General features: G+C 72.6%; 24 protein-coding genes. 15 read left to right on the top strand and 9 right to left on the bottom strand.

Translation table 11 applies throughout. The features are described from left to right. The first annotated feature begins 19 nt into the window (after window positions 1-19). Complete coding sequence (locus tag ACIG87_RS08865; protein ID WP_396849523.1) at window positions 20-286, top strand: hypothetical protein; 267 nt, start codon at window positions 20-22, stop codon at window positions 284-286. Between the two features lie 146 nt (window positions 287-432). Here ACIG87_RS08865 and ACIG87_RS08860 read toward each other — a convergent pair whose 3' ends face one another. After that, window positions 433-1,125: a Crp/Fnr family transcriptional regulator gene (locus ACIG87_RS08860; RefSeq protein ID WP_043967208.1), complete on the bottom strand. Its 693-nt coding sequence runs from the start codon at window positions 1,123-1,125 to the stop codon at window positions 433-435. 261 nt (window positions 1,126-1,386) lie between these two features. Here ACIG87_RS08860 and ACIG87_RS08855 point away from each other — a divergent pair, with 261 nt between their 5' ends. The 5 genes from ACIG87_RS08855 to ACIG87_RS08835 all read left to right on the top strand — a co-directional run bounded on the left by ACIG87_RS08855 (window position 1,387) and on the right by ACIG87_RS08835 (window position 5,063). After that, complete coding sequence (locus ACIG87_RS08855) at window positions 1,387-1,899, top strand: polyadenylate-specific 3'-exoribonuclease AS (RefSeq protein ID WP_396849521.1); 513 nt, start codon at window positions 1,387-1,389, stop codon at window positions 1,897-1,899. Window positions 1,900-1,951: 52 nt separating this feature from the next. Then, window positions 1,952-2,455, top strand: a complete 504-nt coding sequence (locus ACIG87_RS08850) for a pyridoxamine 5'-phosphate oxidase family protein (protein ID WP_396849519.1) — start codon at window positions 1,952-1,954, stop codon at window positions 2,453-2,455. A 178-nt stretch (window positions 2,456-2,633) separates the two neighbouring features. Then, complete coding sequence (locus ACIG87_RS08845; RefSeq protein ID WP_396849709.1) at window positions 2,634-3,662, top strand: 6-phosphofructokinase; 1,029 nt, start codon at window positions 2,634-2,636, stop codon at window positions 3,660-3,662. Window positions 3,663-3,861: 199 nt separating this feature from the next. Continuing rightward, the gene (gene proC / locus ACIG87_RS08840; RefSeq protein ID WP_396849518.1) at window positions 3,862-4,680 is read left to right on the top strand and encodes a pyrroline-5-carboxylate reductase; all 819 of its coding nucleotides are present in this window, start codon (window positions 3,862-3,864) and stop codon (window positions 4,678-4,680) included. A 194-nt stretch (window positions 4,681-4,874) separates the two neighbouring features. Further along, on the top strand, window positions 4,875-5,063 hold the full coding sequence (locus ACIG87_RS08835; RefSeq protein ID WP_396849516.1) for a hypothetical protein: 189 nt from the start codon (window positions 4,875-4,877) through the stop codon (window positions 5,061-5,063). A gap of 36 nt (window positions 5,064-5,099) precedes the next feature. Here ACIG87_RS08835 and ACIG87_RS08830 read toward each other — a convergent pair whose 3' ends face one another. After that, window positions 5,100-5,933: an exonuclease domain-containing protein gene (locus ACIG87_RS08830; protein ID WP_396849514.1), complete on the bottom strand. Its 834-nt coding sequence runs from the start codon at window positions 5,931-5,933 to the stop codon at window positions 5,100-5,102. A 354-nt stretch (window positions 5,934-6,287) separates the two neighbouring features. On the opposite strand from ACIG87_RS08830, the gene ACIG87_RS08825 reads away from it, so the two are divergent. Then, window positions 6,288-6,641 carry a DUF2203 domain-containing protein gene (locus tag ACIG87_RS08825; RefSeq protein WP_396849512.1) on the top strand — a complete coding sequence of 118 codons (354 nt, stop codon included), beginning with the start codon at window positions 6,288-6,290 and terminating at the stop codon, window positions 6,639-6,641. A 238-nt stretch (window positions 6,642-6,879) separates the two neighbouring features. Here the strand turns inward: ACIG87_RS08825 and ACIG87_RS08820 are convergent, their stop codons facing one another. The 3 genes from ACIG87_RS08820 to ACIG87_RS08810 are packed head-to-tail and all read right to left on the bottom strand — an operon-like array spanning window position 6,880 to window position 9,452. After that, window positions 6,880-7,827 carry a threonine/serine dehydratase gene (locus tag ACIG87_RS08820; RefSeq protein ID WP_396849510.1) on the bottom strand — a complete coding sequence of 316 codons (948 nt, stop codon included), beginning with the start codon at window positions 7,825-7,827 and terminating at the stop codon, window positions 6,880-6,882. Window positions 7,828-7,854: 27 nt separating this feature from the next. Continuing rightward, window positions 7,855-8,538, bottom strand: a complete 684-nt coding sequence (locus ACIG87_RS08815) for a class F sortase (protein ID WP_396849508.1) — start codon at window positions 8,536-8,538, stop codon at window positions 7,855-7,857. After that, window positions 8,535-9,452 carry a DUF4397 domain-containing protein gene (locus ACIG87_RS08810; protein WP_396849507.1) on the bottom strand — a complete coding sequence of 306 codons (918 nt, stop codon included), beginning with the start codon at window positions 9,450-9,452 and terminating at the stop codon, window positions 8,535-8,537. Before ACIG87_RS08810 ends, ACIG87_RS08815 begins: the two co-directional genes overlap by 4 nt. Window positions 9,453-9,597: 145 nt before the next feature. On the opposite strand from ACIG87_RS08810, the gene ACIG87_RS08805 reads away from it, so the two are divergent. Genes ACIG87_RS08805 through ACIG87_RS08795 form a run of 3 tightly spaced genes read left to right on the top strand, consistent with a single transcriptional unit; the run spans window position 9,598 to window position 10,646 of the window. After that, entirely contained in the window at window positions 9,598-9,759 is a 162-nt protein-coding gene (locus ACIG87_RS08805) for a hypothetical protein (protein ID WP_396849505.1), read from the top strand. Then, complete coding sequence (locus ACIG87_RS08800; RefSeq protein ID WP_396849503.1) at window positions 9,723-10,091, top strand: GNAT family N-acetyltransferase; 369 nt, start codon at window positions 9,723-9,725, stop codon at window positions 10,089-10,091. The genes ACIG87_RS08805 and ACIG87_RS08800 overlap by 37 nt, the downstream gene beginning before the upstream one ends. A gap of 3 nt (window positions 10,092-10,094) precedes the next feature. After that, the gene (locus ACIG87_RS08795; RefSeq protein ID WP_396849501.1) at window positions 10,095-10,646 is read left to right on the top strand and encodes a GNAT family N-acetyltransferase; all 552 of its coding nucleotides are present in this window, start codon (window positions 10,095-10,097) and stop codon (window positions 10,644-10,646) included. 140 nt (window positions 10,647-10,786) lie between these two features. On the opposite strand, the gene ACIG87_RS08790 is transcribed toward ACIG87_RS08795, so the two are convergent. Beyond that, on the bottom strand, window positions 10,787-11,476 hold the full coding sequence (locus ACIG87_RS08790) for an NADPH-dependent F420 reductase (protein WP_396849499.1): 690 nt from the start codon (window positions 11,474-11,476) through the stop codon (window positions 10,787-10,789). A 170-nt stretch (window positions 11,477-11,646) separates the two neighbouring features. Between ACIG87_RS08790 and ACIG87_RS08785 the strand changes: the two genes are divergently transcribed. Further along, window positions 11,647-12,450 carry an SGNH/GDSL hydrolase family protein gene (locus ACIG87_RS08785; RefSeq protein WP_396849497.1) on the top strand — a complete coding sequence of 268 codons (804 nt, stop codon included), beginning with the start codon at window positions 11,647-11,649 and terminating at the stop codon, window positions 12,448-12,450. A gap of 1,045 nt (window positions 12,451-13,495) precedes the next feature. Here the strand turns inward: ACIG87_RS08785 and ACIG87_RS08780 are convergent. After that, a complete protein-coding gene (locus tag ACIG87_RS08780; protein WP_396849495.1) occupies window positions 13,496-13,984 on the bottom strand; it encodes a glutathione peroxidase in 489 nt (162 codons plus the stop codon). A 200-nt stretch (window positions 13,985-14,184) separates the two neighbouring features. Here ACIG87_RS08780 and ACIG87_RS08775 point away from each other — a divergent pair, with 200 nt between their 5' ends. From ACIG87_RS08775 to ACIG87_RS08760, 4 genes are all read left to right on the top strand, one after another. Then, complete coding sequence (locus tag ACIG87_RS08775; RefSeq protein ID WP_396849493.1) at window positions 14,185-15,807, top strand: glycosyl hydrolase family 18 protein; 1,623 nt, start codon at window positions 14,185-14,187, stop codon at window positions 15,805-15,807. A gap of 245 nt (window positions 15,808-16,052) precedes the next feature. Then, complete coding sequence (locus tag ACIG87_RS08770; protein ID WP_396849491.1) at window positions 16,053-16,541, top strand: hypothetical protein; 489 nt, start codon at window positions 16,053-16,055, stop codon at window positions 16,539-16,541. 67 nt (window positions 16,542-16,608) lie between these two features. Then, entirely contained in the window at window positions 16,609-18,015 is a 1,407-nt protein-coding gene (locus ACIG87_RS08765) for a class II 3-deoxy-7-phosphoheptulonate synthase (RefSeq protein ID WP_396849490.1), read from the top strand. A 94-nt stretch (window positions 18,016-18,109) separates the two neighbouring features. Next, complete coding sequence (locus ACIG87_RS08760; protein ID WP_396849707.1) at window positions 18,110-19,129, top strand: threonine aldolase family protein; 1,020 nt, start codon at window positions 18,110-18,112, stop codon at window positions 19,127-19,129. Window positions 19,130-19,294: 165 nt separating this feature from the next. Here ACIG87_RS08760 and ACIG87_RS08755 read toward each other — a convergent pair whose 3' ends face one another. Both ACIG87_RS08755 and pknB read right to left on the bottom strand, forming a co-directional pair. Continuing rightward, complete coding sequence (locus ACIG87_RS08755) at window positions 19,295-20,155, bottom strand: deoxyribonuclease IV (RefSeq protein WP_396849488.1); 861 nt, start codon at window positions 20,153-20,155, stop codon at window positions 19,295-19,297. Next, entirely contained in the window at window positions 20,152-22,137 is a 1,986-nt protein-coding gene (gene pknB, locus ACIG87_RS08750) for a Stk1 family PASTA domain-containing Ser/Thr kinase (RefSeq protein WP_396849486.1), read from the bottom strand. Before pknB ends, ACIG87_RS08755 begins: the two co-directional genes overlap by 4 nt. Between the last annotated feature and the right edge of the window lie 14 nt (window positions 22,138-22,151).

The following is a 22,151-nucleotide window of genomic DNA, read 5'->3' as shown; positions in this document are numbered from 1 at the left end:
TCACTGTCAGGAGAGTGCCGTGCAGGTGCGATTGTCCGCCTACTGGACCGACCCGGGCGGTACCGTCCGGTCTCCCGGGGAGACGGTCGACGTCGACGCGGTCACTCTCGCCAGAATGGAGGAACAGGGCATGGTGGAGAGCCCCGACAGCCAGACGGCCTCGGACGCTGGCACGACCACGACCAAGCCACCCAAGCCACAGAAGATCGGACCCGGGCCGGGCACACCCCCGGACAAGATCGGACCGGGGCCGGGCGCCCCGCCTGCGGACGACAGCGGCAACTGAGTGACCGGCGCGGCCGGTGGACCTCGGTCCGCCGGCCGCGCCGTCGGGTGTTCTCTCCCGACCTGACCGCCACGGCCAGGTGCCTCCCTGCCCAGATGCTCCCGACCCGGGCCGCTCCCGGTCCACCCGGGGGCGGGCGGGTGGCGTCAGCGGTCGCTCATGCCGGCCCGTCGCCGTAGCGCGGCCACGTCGGTGACCACGATCCGTCGGCCCTCGGTACGGAGCCAGCCCCGGCTGGCGAAGGAACCGATCGCCTGGTTGACGCTCTGCCGGGAACCACCCGCCATCTCGGCCAGTTGGCTCTGGTTGAGTTCGATGGTGATCATCGGGGCCTGGCTCTCCCCGGCCAGCCGGACCAGCGTCTTGGCCACCCGACCGGGCAGGTCGAGGAAGACGTGGTCGGCGTTCTGCTCGGTGAGCCGCCGGATCAGACCACCCAGCGACCGCATCACCGCGTCCAGGATGCGCGGGTTGGAGTGCACCAACTCCATGAAGGCCGGACGGGACAGGGCGAGCGCGGCGCAGTCCTCGATCGCCTCGGCCGAGGCCGACCTGGTGGAGGCGTCCAGCAGGGAGACCTCGCCCAGCACGTCCGGCGGTCGGATGACCGACAGCACGGCACGTTCGCCGGTCGGCGCGGTGCGGAACACCGCGACCGCCCCGCGACGCAGCACGATCAGCGACTCACCGGGATCGTTCTCCACGAAGAGGAGTTGGCCCTTGCGGTAGGTGCGCGGCACGGCCGCGGCGATCACCCGCTGGCGCACCTCCGGCTCCAGCCCGGCGAACATCTCCACCCCCGTGAGGGCGTCACCCGGCTCCGGCAGGCGCATCTCCACCGCCCCACCCCTCCCCCGGTCACGGACCACAACTTCGCTCACCGGGTGAACCCTGACGGCCCCTGAAGAGGTGAACTGACACCGGTTCGGCGTCCGGTAGCGGTACACATCAGATCATGACGGCCCAGTCGCTTGCTGTACACCCCTGTAAACCTATCCGTGACACTCCCGAGCTGCGGCGAACGGCCGCCGGCCGTCGTCCCGCGCGGTCCGCCACCCCGCCCGGCGACGGTCACCGACCGTGGGCGAGGATGGACCGCGATGGTCTACCGCTACTTCTACGACTGCGAATTCATCGAGGACGGCCGCAGCGTCGACCTCGTGTCGATCGGTGTCGTCGACGAGTACGGCCGCGAGTTCTACGCGGTCTCCACCGAGTTCGACGACTCCCGCGCCGTGCCCTGGGTCCGCCGTAACGTGCTGGACAAGCTTCCCTCACCGGCCGACCGCGCCTGGCGTTCCCGGGCCCGCATCCGCGACGACCTGCACGATTTCCTGTTGGAGCCGATCCGGGACCGACCGGGCGAGCAGTTGGAACTGTGGGCCTGGTACGCCGCGTACGACCATGTGGTGCTGGCCCAGCTCTGGGGGGCGATGCCGGCCCTGCCCCGGGAGATCCCCCGGTTCACCAAGGAGTTGCGGCAGCTCTGGGACGACCTCGGCCGTCCCCGGCTGCCGGACGCGGAGGCCGACCGGCACGACGCGCTGGTCGACGCCCGGCACAACCTGGCCCGATGGCGGGCGATGACAGCCCGTGGCGGTCGGCAGGTTTGACCGCTGCCGGCCAGGGCACCGGTTCGGGCGAGCCGATCCGAGGGAGTGCGCCATGGCCGACGACGCGACCACCATCACCGACGCCCGGCGGAGGGTGACCGACCTGATCCGGGACGCGCGGATCTGCATGTTGACCACGATCGGCGTGGACGGCCGGATGCTCAGCCGGCCGATGGCGCTCCAGGCGGCCGAGTTCGACGGCGACCTGTGGTTCTTCGCCTATGCCGACTCGGCCAAGATGCGCCAGGCCCGGGTCAACCCGGAGGTCAACGTCGCCTTCTCCGACCAGCGCCACCACGCCTGGGTCTCGATCTCCGGCACCGCCCAGGAGGCGTACGACCGGGCCAGGGCCGAGCAGTTGTGGAATCCGGCGCTCACGGCCTGGTTCCCGGACGGTCTGGACACCCCCGGGCTGACCCTGCTCAAGGTGCACGCCGGCTCGGCCGAGTACTGGGACTCGCCGGGTGGCACGGTGGTCAACCTGCTCGGGTTCGCCAAGGCGGCGGTGACCGGGAAGCCGCCGAGGGCGGGGGAGAACCACGAGGTCAGCTACTGACCGGTAGTCGACCGGGCGGGCGGTACCGGCCGGGGCGCGGTGTCGGCGTACACCCACGCCGACTACAGTGCGCACTGACGGCCCGCCCCGGGCCGGCAACGGTGCCGATGGTCTGATCTGACACATATCCTGGGGCTTATCCGGGCTTCACCTGATGCTCCAGGAGGATGAGCAGATCATGCGTATCGGCGTGCTCACCGGCGGCGGCGACTGCCCAGGTCTCAACGCGGTCATTCGGGCGGTGGTCCGCAAGGGCGTCGCCACTTACGGTCACGAGTTCGTGGGCTTCCGGGACGGGTGGAAGGGCCCGCTGGAGGGCCTGACCAAGCCGCTCGGCATCCCCGAGGTGCGGGGCATCCTGCCGCGCGGCGGCACCATCCTCGGCTCGTCCCGCACCAACCCGTTCAAGATCGAGAACGGCGTGGAGCGGATCAAGGAGAACCTCGCCACGCAGGGCGTCGACGCGCTGATCGCGATCGGCGGCGAGGACACCCTCGGTGTCGCCACCAAGCTGCACGAGCTGGGCGTCAACGTGGTCGGCGTGCCGAAGACGATCGACAACGACCTCGGGGCCACCGACTACACCTTCGGCTTCGACACCGCCGTCAACATCGCGATGGAGGCGATCGACCGGCTGCACACCACCGCGGAGAGCCACCACCGCACCCTGGTCGTCGAGGTGATGGGCCGGCACGCCGGCTGGATCGCCCTGCACGCCGGCCTGGCCGGTGGCGCCAACGTGATCCTGCTCCCGGAGCGCAAGTTCGACGTCGAGCAGGTCGCCGGCTACGTCGAGAAGCGCTTCCAGCACCAGTACGCCCCGATCGTCGTGGTCGCCGAGGGCGCCCAGCCGCTGGACGGCCAGATGGTCCTGCACAACCAGGAGCTCGACGCCTTCGGCCACGTCCGCCTCGGCGGCATCGGCCAGTGGCTCGCCGAGCAGCTGGAGGACAAGACCGGCAAGGAGGCCCGTACCGTCGTGCTCGGGCACATCCAGCGCGGTGGCACCCCGACCGCCTTCGACCGGGTGCTGGCCACCCGGCTCGGCCTCCAGGCCATCGACGCCGCCCACGAGGGCGACTGGGGCAAGATGGTCGCGATGCAGAGCACGGACATCGTCCGGGTGCCGCTGGCCGAGGCCACCCGCGAGCTGAAGACGGTCCCGATCGAGCGCTACGACGAGGCCGAGGTCTTCTTCGGCAGCTGATCCCGTCCCCTCCCCACCTCGCTGTCCGCCGTCCCACCCGCCTCGCGTGTCGCGCCGGGGCCTGTTCGAGTCGATCTCGATGAACAGCCTCGGTTACCGGTCGACGCCCGGGGCGGGTGGGCGGAGGGTGGCAGGCACGGCAGTGGTGGGGTGGCGGCGACGGGCGGGGTGGATCGGGCGAAGGTGACGGAGGGGTGGGATGGGGTCGGCGAAGCACACCGTCGCGGTGATCGGGGCGGGCAAGATCGGTGAGTTGATGCTCTCCGGGCTGTTGCGGTCCGGCTGGCCGGCGCAGCGACTGCTGGCCACCGCCCGGCGTCCCGCCCGCGCCGAGGAACTGGCCGCCCGGTACGGCGTACGGTTGGTGGACAACCTGACCGCCGTGGACGAGGCGGCGGTGCTGGCGATCGCGGTGAAGCCGCAGGACGCGGGCATCCTGCTGGACGAGATCGGTCCGAAGGTGCCGGCCGACAAGCTGGTCATCTCGCTCTGCGCCGGCCTGCCCACCGGTTTCTTCAACCGCCGGCTGCCCGAGGGCACCCCGGTGGTCCGGGTGATGACCAACACCCCGGCCCTGGTCGACCAGGCGATGAGCGCGATCTCGGCCGGCGCGCACGCCACCGGGGAGCACCTGGCGCTGGCCGAGGAGATGTTCTCTCCCCTCGGTGCGACCCTGCGGGTGCCCGAGTCGCAGCAGGACGCGGTCACCGCGCTCTCCGGCTCCGGTCCGGCGTACTTCTACCTGCTGGTCGAGGCCATGATCGACGCGGGCATCCTGCTCGGCCTGCCCCGGCAGGTGGCGCACGAGCTGATCGTGCAGACCGCGATCGGCTCGGCGGTGATGCTGCGCGACTCCGGCGAGCACCCGGTCAAGCTCCGCGAGGCCGTCACCTCCCCGGCCGGCACCACCATCTCCGCCATCCGCGAACTGGAGAAGCACGGGGTGCGCGCGGCCATGCTGGCGGCGTTGGAGGCGGCCCGGGACCGAGCCCGCGAACTGGCCGCCCAGGCCGACTGATACGAGCAGGAACAGGGGCCAGTCACGCCCCAGCATGGGGCCCTTGCGCCGGCTGTGGGTAACACGTGTTGCCCGTGCGCGGCGGTTCTCGGCGGCTCGCCCGTGGCTTGGTGGCAGATGGCCCTCCCGGGGCCGGAATCTTCCAAGATCTGTTCGAGTTCCGCCCCGGGCCGCCGCCTCCCGGGCCCTGGTCCATGCGGTACGCCCCGGCCGGGCCGGGACAGCGGGGTGCCGCGCTCACCGTGGCGCTGGACCATCACCGGCCCGACCAGGAGGTCTTCCTGTGCAGGCCGCTGCCGATGGTGGCCGGGGCGCGGCCACGGCTGCCCGTCGCCGGGACACCGGCCGGGGGAATCCACCTGCCCGGCCGGTTCACCGGATGACGGCCACCCACCGCAGCCGGAGGGCTGCGGGGTCGGCTATCGGCGTCGCCTGGTCTCCAGTGGCCACTCCAGGCTCACCGTCTCGTCGCGGCCCTGCCGGTCGAAGTACGCCTGAAGGTCCCGCCCCTGCTCGGCGTACCAGGTGACCTGCGCCCGGTGGAGGTCGTCGGGGCGCATCCGGGCGATCCGCTCGTGGCGGGCGGCGATCGACACCGCCATGTCGGCCGCCGCCCGTGCGTCGCTCGCCGCGTCGTGCGCGGTCCCCGGGTCGACCTCGTAGTACGGGCACAGGTCGCCGAGCTGCCGACCGCCGTACCAGCGGGGCTCGACCTGCCGGTGCAGGATCGAGGGGTCGACGATGACGGCGCGCTCCCAGGCCACCGGCGGCAGACCGTGCCGGGCCAGCTCGGTGTGCAGCGCCGTGACGTCGTACTGGGCGCAAAAGGCGACGAGTGGCGTGTCGTCCGCGATCAGCTTGCCGATCGCCGTTGCCAGCTCGGCCAGTGCCGCCCGGGGTGGGCGTCCTTCGCTGCGCACCATCTCGTCGGTGATCCCGTGGATGTCGGTGGCCTCGGACGGGATCGGCACTCCCGGGTCGATGAGCCACGTCGTGGTCGTGCCGTCGGCGTACGCCAGGGCGGCGGTGAGGATGCGGGTCTGCGTGGGTTCGTTCTCGGTGCCCTCGATGTCGAAGCCCACGACCGGCAGGTCGTGCCAGCCGCGGTGAGCCCCGACCGGTGGCGCCGTCCTGACCGGCACGCACTGCTGGTGGTACGGCCGCCAGCGACCCCCGACGTTCTCCGCCTGTCCGGCGCCCGCCGCCACCCATTCCTGGCACGTGCCACAGTTTCCGGGGTACTTGTTGATCACGATGAGGGGTCTCCTGTGCTGGTCGACGGGCACGCGAATTCGGCTCGACGCAGGGACGTGTCCGCGTCGAGCTACCTGCCTGAAAGATCTTGGACCTTCGGCCGGGTTGCTGTCATCGACGGCTGGGGGTCACTTACCGACCTGTGTGGACGGCTGCGGTGGGCCGGTCGGCGAAGCGGGACGGCCTGTGGTGGATCACCGGGACGGGCTGCCGATCCCCGGAGCTGCTCACTCGCATCCGTGCCCTTGCCGACGAGGTCAACCGGGACACTTCCGGGTCGGAGTTGGCGACCCGGGCCGACCGAAGCCGGGGACGGGTCGGTGCGGGCCCGCCGGGTGTCCCATACTGACTCGGTGTTCACTCTCGCCCAGGCGCGGTACCTGGTCGCCACCCTGCGTCCCCGCATCGACGAGCTGATCGGCATCCGGGCCGACCTGGCCGAGTTACGGGCCGACCTGGCCGGCCCCGGGGTGTCGGCGCTCGGCGGCCGGGCCGAGGTCAAGGCCCTGGAGGCCCGGTTGCACGGCGTGCTGGAGGAGCTGAACTCGCACGACATCCAGGTCAAGGGGACCGCCCCGGTGCTGCTCGACTTCCCCGGCGAACACGACGGCCGGGCGGTGCTCTGGTGCTGGCTGGAGGGCGACTCCGACGTGCGCTGGTACCACCGGGTCGAGTGCGGCTTCGCCGGCCGCCGCCCCCTCCGCTAACCCGGAAGTAGACCTACCCCCTCCCACCCAGCGCCGCTCCGCTACGCGAAGCACCCACCCCCACCCCCACCCCCACCCCCACCCCACCCCGCCGCGTCGATCATGAAGTTGTGGTGGGAACGGAACGTGCGATATCCCCGCGAAGCAGGCACCAGAACTCCAAGATCGCGCGCGGTCGGAGCCCGGTCGGAGCCCGGCCGGAGCGCAGTCGGCGTGCGATTGGCGCGCGATTGGAGGGTTAGGGCAGGGTGGCGAGCATGGTGGGGGAGACGTTGCCGCCGGTGAGTAGGAGGATCGTCCGGGTGCCTGGGGCGGCGGTCACCTGGCCGGTGCGCAGCGCGGCGAGGGTGACCGCCGCCGCCGGTTCGAGCAGCAGCCGGGTGGCCGCCATCAGGTCCCACCAGGCGGCGCGGATGTCCTCCTCGGTGACCTCCACCATGTCGTCCACCAGCTCCCGTACGTGCGCCAGGGTGAGCCGGCCGGCGAACGGGGCGGCCAGCCCGTCGGCCATCGACACCGGCCGGGTCGGCGGGTCTTCTCCGTCGGTGCGCAGCGCGTGCCCGACGACGTTGGCGGTGGCCGGCTCGACGCCGACGATCCGGGCCGTCGGGACGGCCGCCCGGACGGCGGCGGCCACGCCGCTGATCAGGCCACCACCGCCGACCGGGACCAGCACCAGGCCCGGCGGTGGGCCGTCGGCCAGCAACTCCTGTCCCAGGGTGGCCTGGCCGGCGATGACGTCCGGGTCGTCGAACGGCGGCAGCAGGTGGTAGCCGCGCTCGGCGGTGATCGCCCGGCAGGTGGTGAGCAGGTCGTCGGTGAGGACCACCTCCCCGCCCCACCGGCGGACCGCCTCGATCTTGGTGGATACCGCGTGCGGGGGCATGCAGACGACGGTGGGCAGCCCGAAGGCGCGACCGGCGAAGGCCACCGCCATGGCGTGGTTGCCGGCCGAGAAGGCGGTCAGCCCGGTGGGCGTCGCCTGCCGTTCGGCGAGGGCGAGCAGCGCGTTGAGGGCGCCCCGGGCCTTGAAGCTGCCGGTGTGCTGCAGGTTCTCCGCCTTCACCGCGACGTCGAGCCCCAACTCGTCGCTCAGCTGCGGGCAGGCCAGCAGAGGGGTCCGGACGATCCGCCCGGTGAGCCGTCGCTCGGCGGCCAGGACGTCGTTCACGCTGGTCAGTCGCACCGCCGGAGCGTAGTCGGCGCGGGCGGGTCAGTCGGCGGCGGAGCGGGGGACGGGGTCGGCCGGCGGATCGGCGACGGCGAAGACCACCATGTTGTCCCGGTAGTGGCCGGCGCGTCGGTCGAAGTCGCCGCCGCAGGTGATCAGCCGCAGCTCGGGGCCGGGCGTCGGGCCGTACACGGTGGCGGTGGGGAAGGTGTCCTTGCGGGTGCGCAGCGTGCCGGTGACCCGGAACGTCACCCGACGGTCGCCCCGCCACACCTCGATCCGGTCGCCGGAGCGCAGCTCACCGAGGCGGGCGAAGACGGCCGGGCCGCGTCGCGAGTCCAGATGCCCGGCGATCACCGCCGGCCCCGGGTCGCCCGGTGCCGGGCCACCGCCGTACCAGCCGGCCCGGTCGAAGTCCGCCGGTGGGACCAGGGTGCCGGCCCGGTCCAGGCCGAGCGCGGTGAGGGCGGAGTCGACGCCGATCCGCGCCACGCGTACCCGGGTGGGCGGAGCCGGTGCGGCGGGGAGGGTGCCGGCCGCGGTGGCGCAGCCGGCCGCGCAGCCGGGCTGCCAGTCGCCGGCCGGCGCGATCGGTCGGGGAAGGTCGGTGGCCAGACCGACGCCGGTGCCGGCGGCGAGGCAGAGCGCCGCAGCGGCCGTGACCAGCGCGGCGGCCGGCGCCCGCCGGGCGCGGTGCCGCCGGATCGCGAAGCCGGGCCGGGTCACCAGACCGGTCGCCGCCGACGCCGCACCAGCACCGTCGTCCCGACCACCACGGCCCCCGCGAGCAGCCCGCCGCCCACCATCGGGTACGCCCCGAGCCCGCCCGCGGCCAGCCCGCCGGCACCCGCCGGGACGCCGCCGGCCGGGGCGACCCCGCCACCCCGGGCGTCCTCGCGCAGTTCGGTGGTGAGCCCGCCCCGCTTGCCGTCGAGCACCAGCAGCGAGTACACCCGCCCATCGTGGAGGGTCACCTCGGCGTCGGTGGTCGGCCCGCTGCCACCCCCGAGGCGCAACCGCCAGCGTCCCGGCTCCACCTGCCGGTAGTCGGTGGTGGTGGCGAACCGGACGGCGTCGGCGATGGTCGGCCCGTCGTCGGCCGTCACGTCGACCACCGGAGCCCGCACGGAGGCCTGGACGACCCGCACCTTCGCCTGACCGGCCGCCGGGGCGCTGAGGTCGTCGGCGAGCACCCGCAGGCCGAGGTCGGCGTAGCGACCCACCCCGGCCACCGTGTACGCCTCACCCGCGCCGACCGCCACCTCGGTGGTGAGCACCGGCGGCTCGCTGGCCGGGGCGCCGGCCTGTCGCATCGCCACCGCGTACCGGCCGGCGGCCAGGGGCAGGTAGTGGGAGACGACGCCGTAGCCCACGGCGGGGAAGACCTGGGGCGCTCCGTTGCCGGGGGCGGAGAGGTAGACGTCCACGGCCGGGGTGTCGGGGGAGAGGTGGGCGAGCCGGACGTAGCCGACGTCGCCGGCCGCCGTGCCACCGGTGCCACCCGTCGCTCCGGCCGGCGTGCCCCCGGTGGCGGCTGCTGCTCCGGCCGGCGCGGTACCGGTGGCGGCCAGCGCGGTGCCGAGCAGGAGCGTGCCGGTGGCGGCGAGCAGCCGGCGCGGCGCGGTACGGAGCTGGGGCATCTCGCCTCCGAGGTGGTGTGTCGATCCCGACCCTCAGCGTCCCGTGGACGGGACTGGATGGCAAGTCGGACACTCCCGTGTTCGCCGTTCTCGATCAGCGTGGTTCGGTCGACGGCCCGTCCGGGGTATCCGGTACCGTCCGTTCGTGATCAACGTTCGACGGGCCGTGGTGGCCGACGCCGGTGAGATCGTCCGCCTACGCGGGGTGATGCTGGCCGACATCGACCAGATGGCTCCCGCGCCGGCCCCTGGCAGCAGGCCGCCCGGGAGGTGCTGCACCGGCGGCTGGCCGAGCCGGCGGACCTGATGGCGGTCTTCGTCGTCGACGACCCGGAACGGTCGGGCGTTTTGGCGGCCTGTGCGACCGGGACCATCGAGCAGCGCCTCGGCGGCCCCGGCAACCCCGACGGCCTGACCGGGTACGTCTTCAACGTGGTCACCGAGCCGGTGTACCGCCGGCGCGGCTACTCCCGGGCCTGCCTGGAGGCGCTACTGGACTGGTACCGGCAGCGCGGGGTCGGCAAGGTCGACCTGCGGGCCTCGGCCGAGGGCGAACCGCTCTACCGGTCGCTGGGATTCGTGCCCACTTTCGGGCCGACGCTGCGACTGAGCCTGCCCGTGGCGAGTCGGAGGAACTGACGGATGTTCGCGCTGCCGCTGGCCGAGACCGCGGAGCTGCGCCCGCTCTCCCCCTGGCACGCGGGGGAGTTCCTGACCCATCTGGACCGGGCCCGCGAGCACATCGCCCCCTGGGTCGGCGCGTCCTTCGTGGCCACCGACCTGGACTCGGCCCACCGGGTGCTGCACCGGTACGCCGAGAAGTGGGCGAACGACGCCGGTGGCATCTGGGGGATCTGGGTCGACGGCACCCTGGTCGGCGGGGTGATGTTCGTGTCCTTCGATACGGTGTCGGGGGTGGCCGAGGCGGGCTGCTGGCTGGAGCCGGCCGCCGAGGGGCGGGGCCTGGTGACCCGCGCGGCGACCCGGATCGTGGACTGGGCGATCCGGGAACGCGGCATCCACCGGGTCGAGTGGCATGCCCGGGTCGGCAACGTGCGTAGCGTCGCGGTGGCCCGCCGGCTCGGCATGCGCCACGAGGGCACCCTGCGTGGGGTCGCCCCCGGTCCGGCGGGGCGGATCGACGTGGAGGTCTGGGCGGTGCTGGCCGGGGAGTGGCCGGCGACCACCGGCTGACCGGGTACCGGCCGATCCGACCCTGGCCGGGTGGCGGGCTGGTGGCCGGGTGGCTGGTGGGCCGGGTGGCTGGTGGTGGGCGGCCGGTGGTGGCTGGGGCGGCGCCGGGACGCCGCCCCGCCAACGGGTGTGCTGTCGGGTCAGGCGTCGGCGTAGCGGCGGGCGGCGGCCAGGGCGGCCCGCAGTCGCTCCGCGTCGACCGGGGCGGGCTGCTCGAAGTCGCCCGCCGGGTCGGCCGCGTAGAGGGCGGCGTACGCGCTGGTGTCGCGCTGGAACCGCCAGCCCTCGGCGAGCGGGCCGACGTCGACCGTGTCGTACCCGAGGGAGTCGAGGAACGCGGTGACCTCGGCCTTGGCCGTGGCGTCGTCCCCGGCGACCGGCAGCGCGGTGCGGTCGGCGGTCCCGGCCGGGCGGGCCAGGGCGAGCAGGTGCTTGAAGTAGATGTTGTTGAAGCCCTTGACCACATGCGACTGTGGCAGGTGCCGCTGGAGCAGTTCGCTGGTGGTGGTCGACTCGTCGTCCAGCTCCGGGTAACGCCCGTCCCGCTCCGGGTAGTAGTTGTTGGTGTCGATGACGGTCTTGCCGACCAGCGGCGCGGCGGGCACCTCGCGGTAGGCCCGCAGCGGGATGGTGACCACCACCAGGTCGCCCGCTGCCGCCGCCTCGGCCGGGGTGGCCGCGCGGGCCCGCGGACCCAACTCCTCCACCAGGTCCTTCAGCGTCTCCGGGCCGCGCGAGTTGCTGAGCACCACGTCGTGGCCGGCGGTGACCGCCAACCGGGCCACGGTGCCGCCGATGTTGCCGCTGCCGATGAGTCCCACAGTTGTCATACCGGTGCCAACCGGCCCGCTCGCGAGAGAATTCCCGACCGCTTCGCTTGGTTATTCGGCGGCTTTCGGCACCCCTGGCAACCCCTGCTATGCATCGATGACCTTCCCTAAACATGTGAATGAGTGATATCTATCTCCCACCACCACTTCCCATCCCCCAGGAGTGCGACGTGCGGAGATCCCGACTCGTGACCCTCGCCGTGAGTCTCGCGGCATCCATCGGCGTGACCCTCGGCGTGGCGGTGCCGGTCCAGGCGGCCCCCACCGACCGGTACGTGGCCCTCGGTGACTCGTACGCCTCCGGCGTCGGCGCCGACAGCTACACCTCGGAGAGCGGCGCCTGTCAGCGCAGCACCAACGCCTACCCGGCGCTGTACAACGCCAACGTCAAGCCCGCCTCGTACAAGTCGGTGGCCTGCTCCGGGGCGACCACCACCGACGTGGTCAACAGTCAGCTCTCCGCACTGACCTCGACCACCACCCTGGTCAGCGTCACCATCGGCGGCAACGACGTCGGCTTCACGTCGATCATGTCGACCTGTGTGCTCCAGGGGGAGACGCAGTGTGTCGCGGCCGTGCAGGCCGCCGAGAACAAGGCGCGGGCGGAGCTGCCCGCCAAGCTGGCCACCGTCTACAACGGAATCAGGTCCCGCGCGCCGTCCGCCCGGGTGGTGGTCGTCGGCTACCCCGTCTTCTACCAGCTCGGCACGGTCTGTGTGGGGCTCAGCGCGAACTCCCGCGCGAAGATCAACGAGGGCATCAACCTGGTGGACGACATCACCCGCACCGCCGCCACCTCGGCCGGCTTCACGTTCGCCGACGTCCGGTCCATCTTCGTCGGTCACCAGCTGTGCAGCTACGGCGAGAAGTGGCTGCACGCGCTGAACTTCGTCAACCTCGGGATCTCGTACCACCCGACGGCGGCCGGCCAGTCCGGCGGCTACTACCCGGTCTTCCGCTCCGCGGCGGGCTGACCCGGCACCCGCGTCCCACCGGCTCCCCATGGCCGTGTCGACCCGCCCCGGGGTCGGCGCGGCCATGGTCCATTCCGGCCCGGCCGGTCGGCCCTCTCGGCCTACGTCCTCGTTGCGTAGCCGCCCCGGTTCCACCAACCGGCCGTCGGTGCGGCCGATCCGCTTTCTGCCGGCTCTGCCGGTCTCCTGGGTCTCCTGGCCTGTCTCTGCGGCGATTCGTGCCGGCTCTGCGGCGCTCCGTGGCAGCTTGCCACGGTTCATGCCGGCTCGCGGTATTACCGGGCTGGCTTGCCTGCGGTTCGTGCCTACTTGCCGTTGCTTCGTGCCGGCTTGCTGCAGCATGTGCCTGCTTTGTGCCGGTACGTGGCCCGACCGTCGGGCGGCGGATGTGGCTTCCCGGCGCGGCGGGCGCGGGGCTCCGGCGCGCGGCTGCCCTGGGGCTCCGGCGCCCGGCTGCCCGAGGGCTCTGGCGCCCGGCTGCCCGAGGGCTCTGGCGCGCGGCTGCCCTGGGGCTCCGGCGCGGGGCTGCCCGAGGGCTCTGGCGCGCGGCTGCCCCCGGGGGCCGGTTACCTGTTCCGGGTGCTTTGGAGCTGATGACGTCAACGACTCACAGGCATGTCGAAGGTCTGACTCGTTGACGTCATCAGCTCGAAAGGGCCTGCCCATACATGGGTGGGTGCTGGCCGACGGCGTTGGTTGGTGGGCGCTGGCCGACGGGGTTGATGGGCAGGCGCTGGCAGTCGGTGTTCGTTGATGTGGGCGTTGGCCGTCGGGGGTGGGTTGGCGGGGTGCTGGAGGTCGGGGCGGATGGGCGGGCGCTAAAGGTCGGGGGGATGGGCGGGCGTTGGCCGTCGGTGCTGACCGACGGTGCCGCGTTCCCGGCGGCGTGCTCGACGGCTGCGGCCCAGGCCGGCACGGCGGGGTGGTCCGGCCACGCGGGGCCTGCGGACCGGGGGAACGGATGGGTGGGCCGGCTGTGCGGCCCAGCGCGGCGAAGGCGAAGGAGGCCAGCAAGCGGGGTCGCCGAGGGTGGGGGAGCGTCCGATCAGGTCGGGAGGACCTTCTCGACGGCGGCCCGCAACGCGGCCGAGTCCGGGGTGACCGTCGGCGCGAACCGGGCTGCGACCGTGCCGTCCGGGGCTACCAGGAACTTCTCGAAGTTCCACCGGACGTCCCCGGTGTGTCCCTCGGCGTCGGGGGTGTCGACCAACGCTGCGTAGAGCGGATGCCGGGCCGGGCCGTTGACGTCGACCTTTTCGGTCAGCGGGAAGGTGACCCCGTAGTTGACCTGGCAGAACTCGCCGATCTCGGCGGCCGTGCCGGGTTCCTGCCCGGCGAACTGGTTGCACGGCACGCCGAGCACCACCAGGCCCCGGTCGGCGTACTCGGTGGACAGCTCCTGGAGGCCGGCGTACTGCGGGGTGAGGCCGCAGCGGGAGGCCACGTTCACCACCAGCAGCGCCCGGCCCCGGTAGTCGGCCAGGTCGGCAGGTCCGCCGGTCAGGGCGTCGATCTCGATGTCGAAGACGGTCATGCCGCGAGGCTACGCGCCCCGCTGGCCCGGCCGGAGCGCCCCGCTGGCCCGGCCGGGCCGTACCGCTGCGGTGCTGCGGCGACGGGTCGTCATCCGGGGGTGATGAATCGACGGATGCGCATCTTGACGAAGTGATGACGGTGTGAGTAGCGTCTCCCCATCGATTTGGAAACTTTCCTAACTGTTTGAGGAGGCGCCCCATGAAGAGATCGCTCCGCCGCGCCCTCTGGGCCGGCGCAGTCGCTGCGCTGACCATTGCGGCGGTTCCGGTGACCTCGGCGTTCGGTGCCGGAAGCGTCACCGCTACCTTCGCCTCGGCCCAGGACTGGGGGACCGGCCACGAGGGCCGGGTCACCGTCGCCAACGGCTCCAGCACCAGCGTCAGCACCTGGCGCATCGAGTTCGACCTGCCGGCCGGCACCACCATCAGCACCTTCTGGGACGCCGACGTCACCAGCAGCGGCAACCATTACGTGGCGGTGAAGAAGAGCTGGGCCGGGCCGCTCGCCCCCGGGGCCAGCTTCAGCTGGGGCTACAACGGCACCGGGCCGTACAAGGCGCCGCTGAACTGCACGATCAACGGCGCGTCCTGCGGCGGGGGCACCCCACCGCCCACCACGGCCCCGCCGACGACCGTACCGCCCACCACCGCCCCGCCGACGACGGCCCCGCCGACCACGCCACCACCCACGACCACGCCACCCAACGGTGACAAGAAGGTCGTCGGCTACTTCGCCGAGTGGGGCGTCTACGGCCGCAACTACCACGTCAAGAACATCGCCACCAGCGGCTCCGCCGCCAAGCTCACCCACATCCTGTACGCCTTCGGCAACACCACCGGTGGCCGGTGCACGATCGGGGACAGCTACGCCGACTATGACAAGGCGTACACCGCGGCGGACAGCGTGGACGGCGTCGCCGACACCTGGGACCAGCCGCTGCGTGGCAGTTTCAACCAGCTGCGCAAGCTCAAGAAGATGTACCCGCACCTGAAGGTGATCTGGTCCTTCGGCGGTTGGACCTGGTCCGGCGGCTTCACCCAGGCTGCGCAGAACCCGACCGCGTTCGCCGACAGCTGCTACAACCTGGTCGAGGACCCGCGCTGGGCGGACGTCTTCGACGGCATCGACGTCGACTGGGAGTACCCCAACGCCTGCGGCCTCAGCTGCGACACCAGCGGCCCGAACGCCTTCAAGAACGTGATCGCCGCGCTGCGCGCCAAGTTCGGCTCGTCCGCCCTGGTCACCGCCGCGATCACCGCCGACGGCAGCAACGGTGGCAAGATCGACGCCACCGACTACGCCGGTGCGGTGGGCAACCTCAACTGGCTGATGCCGATGACCTACGACTACTTCGGCGCCTTCAACCCGCAGGGCCCCACCGCCCCGCACTCGCCGCTCACCTCGTACGCCGGGATTCCGCAGGAGGGCTTCAACTCCGACGCGGCGATCCAGAAGCTCAAGTCGAAGGGCGTCCCGGCCAGCAAGCTGCTGCTCGGCATCGGCTTCTACGGCCGGGGCTGGACCGGAGTGACCCAGGCCGCTCCGGGTGGCACCGCCACCGGCGCGGCCCCCGGCACCTACGAGGCGGGCATCGAGGACTACAAGGTCCTCAAGAACAGCTGCCCGTCGACCGGCACGATCGCCGGCACGGCGTACGCGAAATGCGGCAGCAACTGGTGGAGCTACGACACGCCTTCCACCATCGGCGGCAAGATGACCTACGCGAAGAACCAGGGCCTCGGTGGCGCGTTCTTCTGGGAGCTCTCCGGTGACACCGGCAACGGCGAGCTGATCGGCGCGATCAAGGGCGGTCTCGGCTGAGCCGAACGCCGACGCACCACCCACGCGGGCGGGGAGGAACCGGACACCGGGTCCTCCCCGCCCGCACGTCCCGATGGGTCAGCGGCAGGTCAGCCAGCCCCTACACCCGGGGTGTCCCGGCCGGGGGGAACGGTGAACGGCACTGACCGAAGCGACGCGACCGTGACGGGGTTGCCACCCGGCCGGGGTGGTGTGACAGACTCGCCGCTCGGTATCCGGTCGACATCCGCACCCAGGGAGGGGCCATGGGTCCGAGGCTCCGTACCGCCGGCGTCGCGCTGCTGGCGCTGCTGCCGTTCACGCTGCTCGGCTGCGGTCTCGGTGAGGACGACGCCGACGACGGGACCGACAAGGTTCCGGCCCCGGAGGCGTCCACCAAGGCCCGCGAGCGGGTCCAGGCGTACCTCGACGCGATGACGGCCAAGGACCCCGACGCCGGCCGCAACCAGCTCTGCGCGGCCATGCAGGTGCGCTTCGACGCCGCCGCGACCGGGCCGAACGGCGACTTCGCCGACCACTTCGAGGTGCCCGAGGCGACGATCACCGACATCCGGACCGGTCCCCTGGGCCAGGAGGTCAGCACCACGGTGACCGTCACGGTGGGAAAGAAGGCGGCGGGGGCGAAGAAGGCCACCAGGCCCCTGCTGTTCACGGTCACCCGAGAGGGCGCGGACTGGTGCATCGCAGGCGAGGAGCCGGGCGGACACACCTCGGAGCCGTCGGTCACCCCCTGACTCCCAACTGCCGGAACCGCGCCCCTCGCCGCCCGACCGTCCGGACCGTCGCCGTACGCTTTCTCCCATGCGCCATGAGTGGCATCAGCTGAGCTACCCCGCCGTGAGCAGCCCCGGGCTGCAGACCAGCCGCCCCACCGTCGACTCGGCCGAGGACGCCGCTCTCGGCCTCGACCGGTGGCGTGACCTGCCCCGTCAGCAGACCCCACCGTGGTCCGACCCGGCCCAGGTCGCCGAGGTGTGCAAGGTGCTCGACACCGTGCCGTCGGTGGTCGCCCCCTACGAGGTCGACCAGCTCCGACGCAAGCTCGCCATGGTCTGCGAGGGCAAGGCGTTCCTGCTCCAGGGCGGCGACTGCGCCGAGACCTTCGCCGACAACACCGAGAGCCACCTGCTGGCCAACGCCCGCACCCTGCTCCAGATGGCGATCGTGCTCACCTACGGCGCGTCCCTGCCGGTGGTGAAGGTGGCCCGGGTCGCCGGCCAGTACACCAAGCCCCGCTCGCTGCCGACCGACGCCCGGGGCCTGCCCGCCTACCGGGGCGACATGATCAACGCGCTGGAGGCCGATCCGGCCGCCCGGGTCGCCGACCCGCAGCGCATGATCCGGGCGTACGCGAACTCGGCCGCCGCGATGAACATGCTCCGCGCCTACCTGGCCGGCGGGCTGGCCGACCTGCACGCCGTGCACGACTGGAACAAGGGCTTCGTGAAGAGCTCCCCGGCGGGGGAGCGCTACGAGGCGATCGCCCGGGAGATCGACCGGGCCATCGCGTTCATCCGGGCCTGCGGGATGACCGAGGACGACGCGCTGCGGACCGTCACCCTCTACTGCTCCCACGAGGCGCTCGCCCTGGAGTACGACCGGGCGCTCACCCGGGTCTCCGACCGCCGGGCGTACGGGCTGTCCGGGCACTTCCTCTGGGTCGGCGAGCGGACCCGGCAGCTCGACGGCGCGCACATCGACTACATCTCCCGGATCGCCAACCCGATCGGGGTGAAGCTCGGCCCGACCACCACCCCGGACGAGGCGATCGAGCTGTGCGAGAAGCTCAACCCGGAGAACATCCCCGGCCGGCTCACCCTGATCAGCCGGATGGGCAACCACAAGGTCCGCGACGCCCTGCCGCCGATCGTCGCCAAGGTCACCGCCGCCGGGGCCAAGGTGGTGTGGCAGTGCGACCCGATGCACGGCAACACCCACGAGTCCTCCAACGGCTACAAGACCCGGCACTTCGACCGGATCGTCGACGAGGTGCTCGGCTACTTCGAGGTGCACCGGGGGCTGGAGACCCACCCCGGCGGCATCCACGTCGAGCTGACCGGCGAGGACGTCACCGAGTGCCTCGGTGGTGCCCAGGGCATCGAGGACCTCGACCTGCCCGACCGGTACGAGACCGCCTGCGACCCGCGACTGAACACCCAGCAGTCGCTGGAACTGGCCTTCCTGGTGGCGGAGATGCTCCGTGGCTGACCATCCGACCCGTCTGACCGTCGACCCGCTGGCCGGGCAGGGCACGGGCGGCTCCGACCGCTGGCCGGGCGGGCACTCCGGCAGCGCGGATCCGGTGGTGGACCTCCGCTCCGACACGGTGTCCAGGCCGACCGCCGGGATGCGCGAGGCGATGGCCACCGCCGAGGTCGGCGACGACGTGTACGGCGAGGACCCGACGGTCAACGCGCTGGAGGCCGAGGTCGCCGCGCTCTTCGGGCACGAGGCGGCGCTCTTCGCCCCGACCGGCTCGATGGCCAACCAGATCGCCCTCCAACTGGTCGTCCCACCGGGCGACGAGCTGCTCTGTGACGCCGACGCGCACGTGGTGACGTACGAGGTCGGTGCGGCGGCGGCGTACGGCGCCATCTCCTCGCGGACCTGGCCGGCGGTCGGCGCGGACGTCGACCCGGACCTGGTGGCCGGGATGATCCGGCCGGACGGCTACTTCGCGGTGCCGACCCGGGCGATCGCCGTGGAGCAGACCCACAACCGGGGCGGCGGTGGGGTGATCCCGTTGGCGACCCTGCGGGAACTGCGCCGGGTCGCCGACACCGCCGGCCTCGCACTGCACTGCGACGGCGCCCGGATCTGGCACGCCCACATCGCCGACGGGGTGCCGCTACGCGAGTACGGCGCGCTCTTCGACACCCTGTCGGTCTGCCTCTCCAAGGGCCTCGGTGCGCCGGTCGGCTCGCTGGTGGTCGGCAGCACCGAGCAGATCACCCGGGCCCGCTTCCTGCGCAAGCGGATGGGCGGGGGGATGCGGCAGGTCGGTGTGCTCGCCGCCGCCGGCCGGTACGCCCTGACCCACCACCTGGAGCGACTCGCCGACGACCACGCTCGGGCCGCCCGGCTCGCCGAGGCGATCGCCCCGTACGGCGTGCTGGCCGGGCCGGTGCGCACGAACATCGTCCCGCTGGACCTGACCACGCACCCCCTCGACGCGAGGGCCCTGGCGACCGCCGCCCGCGCCGAGGGCGTGCTGCTCTCGGTGCTCGGCCCGCGTACCGCCCGCCTGGTCACCCACCTCGACATCGACGACACCGCCATCGACCGCGCCACCAAGATCCTCACCCACCTCCTAACCCCCTAACCCCTAACCCCAAACCCCCACCCACCCTGCCCCACCCACCCTGCCCCGCCCCCCGCCCTGTCATTTGTTGATCAAGAGGTTTACGTCACCGTTCCGACGGCGGGTGACGTAAACCTCTTGATCAACAGTGGCGGCGGAGGGCCGGTGGGGGCCGGTGGGGTGGGGTTAGGGGTGGAGGCGGGTGAGGGTGGCTATGTCGGTGGCGTGGCCCTCGTGCTTCTCCGTCGGGGTCTCCACCACGACGGGGATGCCGGCGGTTGCCGGGTGGGCCATCAGCTCGGCGAAGGCCGGCTCGCCGATGCTGCCCTTGCCGATGTTCTCGTGCCGGTCCCGGGTGGAGCCGCACAGGTCCTTGGAATCATTGGCGTGGATCAGCTTCAGCCGTTCCGCCCCGACCGTGGCGACCAGGGTGTCCAGGGTCGCCGTCATGCCGCCCTCGGCAGCCAGGTCGTGCCCGGCGGCCCAGGCGTGGCAGGTGTCGAAGCAGACGCCCAGCCCCGGGTGCCGGTCGACGGCGTCCAGGTAGGGGCCGAGGTGCTCGACCCGGGAGGCCAGCGACCGGCCGCCGCCGGCGCTCGGCTCCACCAGCAGCAGCGGGCCGCCGGTGGCCATGGTCTCGTCGAGCAGCGGCAGCAGCGACTCGCGTACCTGCCGCAGGGCGGTCTCGGCGTAGCCGGCGTCGACCGCGCTGCCGGCGTGGAAGACCACGCCGCGGGCCCCGATCGCCCGACCCCGGCGCAGCGCGTGCGCCAGGGTCTGGGTGGACTTCTCCACCGTCGCCGCGGTCGGCGAGCCGAGGTTGACCAGCAGCGACGCGTGGATGTAGACCGGCACGTCACGAGCGGCGCAGCCGTCGGCGAAGAGCGCGTCCTGGGCCGGGTCGCCGGCCGGCAACGCCCAACCACGCGAGTTGGAGACGTAGACCTGCACCACCCGGGAGCCGGTCGCGTCCACGTACGGCAGGGCCGCCCTGGCCAGCCCACCCGAGGTGGGCGTGTGCGAGCCGACCGGCCGGAGGGTGGTCACAGGCAGCCCAGGGTGACCGGGGTGCCCGGCGGCACCTGGGAGTTCTCGCCCGGGTTCTGGAACCGGACGGTGCCGTTGGGGTTGAACTGCGTGGTCACCGGGAATCCCGCGCCCTCCAACTGCTGCTTGGCCTGCTGGCAGGGCAGGTCGATCACCCGGGGGACGACCACCTGCGGCGGGCCCTTGCTGACGTCCAGCTTGACCTTGATGCCCTTCTCGACGCCGGTGCCGTCGGCCGGGCTCTGCCCGAGGACCTCGTCGCGAGGCTTGTCCGAGTCCTTGTACGTCTCGACCAGCACCAGCCCGAGCTGGGCCAGGGCGGTGCGGGCCTCGTTGAGGTTCTTGCCGACCAGGTTGGGCACCGTGACGGGGGCCCGGCCCCGGCTCAGGATGACGGTCACCTTGGCGCCCGGCTTCACCTCGGCGCCCACCTTCGGGTCGGTGTCCACCACCACCCCGGCCGGCAGGTTGTCGTCGTAGCGCGGGGTGCCCTTGGCGACCACCAGTTTCGCGCTGGTCAGGTCGGCCTCGGCCAGGTCGAACTCCTTGCCGACGACGTCCGGCACCGGGAACCGCTCCGGCCCCAGGGAGAGGGTCAGCGTGATGGTGCCACCCTTGAGGATCTTGGCAGCCGAGCCGGGGTCCTGGGCGATGACGCCGTCGCGGGGGATCTTCTCGTCGTAGCGTGGCTCGGCGAAGGCGAGGGCGAACCCCGCCCGGTCCGCCTGGGCCTGCGCGTCGGCGCGGCTGAGGTTCACCAGCTGCGGAGCGACCGTGTAGCGGCCCACCCCGACCCACCAGCCGCCCATCGCGGCGAGCAGGCCGACCACCACCACGGCCGCCGCCACCGACAGCCGGCCGCGCGGGGTGCCCATCATCCGGGTACGCAGCTCCGCCAGGCGGGACCACGGGTCGGAACTCTCGGCGGCCCGGCGACGGTGTGGGCGCTGCGGGGCGGCCGGCTCGGGCAACCGGGCCCAGTTCGGCCGGGCCACCGGGCTGACCGCCGCGACCACCATCGTCGGCTGGGACACCGCCGGCAGTTCCTCGGCCACCCGGCCCAGCACGGCGGTGTGCGCGTTCGGGTTGCCCAGGTCGTCCCGGGCCACCTGCACCTCCGCCAACAGGGCGCCCGCGTCGGCCGGGCGGGCGCCCGGATCCCGCCGGGTCGACCGGGCGACCAGCTCGTCGAGCGCCCGGGGCAGGGCGGGCACCAGGACCGACGGGGCCGGGACGTCCCGGTCGACGTGCTGCCAGGCCACGTCGACCGGGCGGTCCCCGTCGTACGGGACGCGGCCGGTGAGCATCTCGAACAGCACGATGCCGGCCGAGTAGACGTCGGTACGGGGGTCGGCGCGCCCGTCGGTGACCAGCTCCGGTGCCACGTACGCGACGGTCGCCATCAGCTGGTTGCCGTCGCCCTCCTCGGCGCTGGCCTCCACCGCGCGGGCCAGGCCGAAGTCGGCCACCTTGACCACGCTGTCGACCAGGTTGGCCACCCCGCCGGTGGGCGCCTCGGCGACCAGCACGTTCTCCGGCTTGACGTCGCGGTGGACCAGCCCGGCCCGGTGTGCGGCGGCGATCGCGGCGAGCATCTGCTCCATGATCGCCAACGCCTCGTCGGGATTGAGCCGGCGGCGTTCGGCCAGCACCTCCCGCAGGGTGCGACCCCGGACGTACTCCATCACCAGGTAGGGCAGCCCGTTGTGGGTGCCCTGGTCGTAGACGGCGACCACGTTGGGGTGGGTCAGCCGGGCGATGGCCTTGGCCTCGTCGGTGAACCTGTCCGGGAAACGCGCCATCCGGGCCCGTGCCTCGGGGGCCTGGGACGGATGAATGATCTTCACCGCGACGGTGCGCTCCAGGCGCTCGTCGGTGGCGGTGTACACGGTCGCCATGCCACCACGGGCCACGCGACCGCGAATGCGGTAGCGCCCGTCGAGCAGCGAGCCCAGCAACGTGTCGGCGACCTGAATGTCCATCGGCAGGGAGTCTA

It is taken from the genome of Micromonospora sp. NPDC051925, from assembly GCF_044548625.1.
Taxonomy (GTDB): domain Bacteria; phylum Actinomycetota; class Actinomycetes; order Mycobacteriales; family Micromonosporaceae; genus Micromonospora.
This window is presented reverse-complemented; position numbering and strand designations above follow the sequence as displayed.

Excerpts from the sequence above, each read along its gene's own strand:
- proC (WP_396849518.1), top strand. The coding sequence starts at position 3,862 with ATGGGGTCGGCGAAGCACACCGTCGCGGTGATCGGGGCGGGCAAGATC.
- ACIG87_RS08835 (WP_396849516.1), top strand. The coding sequence starts at position 4,875 with ATGCGGTACGCCCCGGCCGGGCCGGGACAGCGGGGTGCCGCGCTCACC.
- ACIG87_RS08850 (WP_396849519.1), top strand. The coding sequence starts at position 1,952 with ATGGCCGACGACGCGACCACCATCACCGACGCCCGGCGGAGGGTGACC.
- ACIG87_RS08810 (WP_396849507.1), bottom strand. The coding sequence starts at position 9,452 with ATGCCCCAGCTCCGTACCGCGCCGCGCCGGCTGCTCGCCGCCACCGGC.
- ACIG87_RS08795 (WP_396849501.1), top strand. The coding sequence starts at position 10,095 with ATGTTCGCGCTGCCGCTGGCCGAGACCGCGGAGCTGCGCCCGCTCTCC.
- ACIG87_RS08765 (WP_396849490.1), top strand. The coding sequence starts at position 16,609 with ATGCGCCATGAGTGGCATCAGCTGAGCTACCCCGCCGTGAGCAGCCCC.
- ACIG87_RS08780 (WP_396849495.1), bottom strand. The coding sequence starts at position 13,984 with ATGACCGTCTTCGACATCGAGATCGACGCCCTGACCGGCGGACCTGCC.
- ACIG87_RS08770 (WP_396849491.1), top strand. The coding sequence starts at position 16,053 with ATGGGTCCGAGGCTCCGTACCGCCGGCGTCGCGCTGCTGGCGCTGCTG.
- ACIG87_RS08855 (WP_396849521.1), top strand. The coding sequence starts at position 1,387 with ATGGTCTACCGCTACTTCTACGACTGCGAATTCATCGAGGACGGCCGC.
- ACIG87_RS08790 (WP_396849499.1), bottom strand. The coding sequence starts at position 11,476 with ATGACAACTGTGGGACTCATCGGCAGCGGCAACATCGGCGGCACCGTG.
- pknB (WP_396849486.1), bottom strand. The coding sequence starts at position 22,137 with ATGGACATTCAGGTCGCCGACACGTTGCTGGGCTCGCTGCTCGACGGG.
- ACIG87_RS08845 (WP_396849709.1), top strand. The coding sequence starts at position 2,634 with ATGCGTATCGGCGTGCTCACCGGCGGCGGCGACTGCCCAGGTCTCAAC.
- ACIG87_RS08775 (WP_396849493.1), top strand. The coding sequence starts at position 14,185 with ATGAAGAGATCGCTCCGCCGCGCCCTCTGGGCCGGCGCAGTCGCTGCG.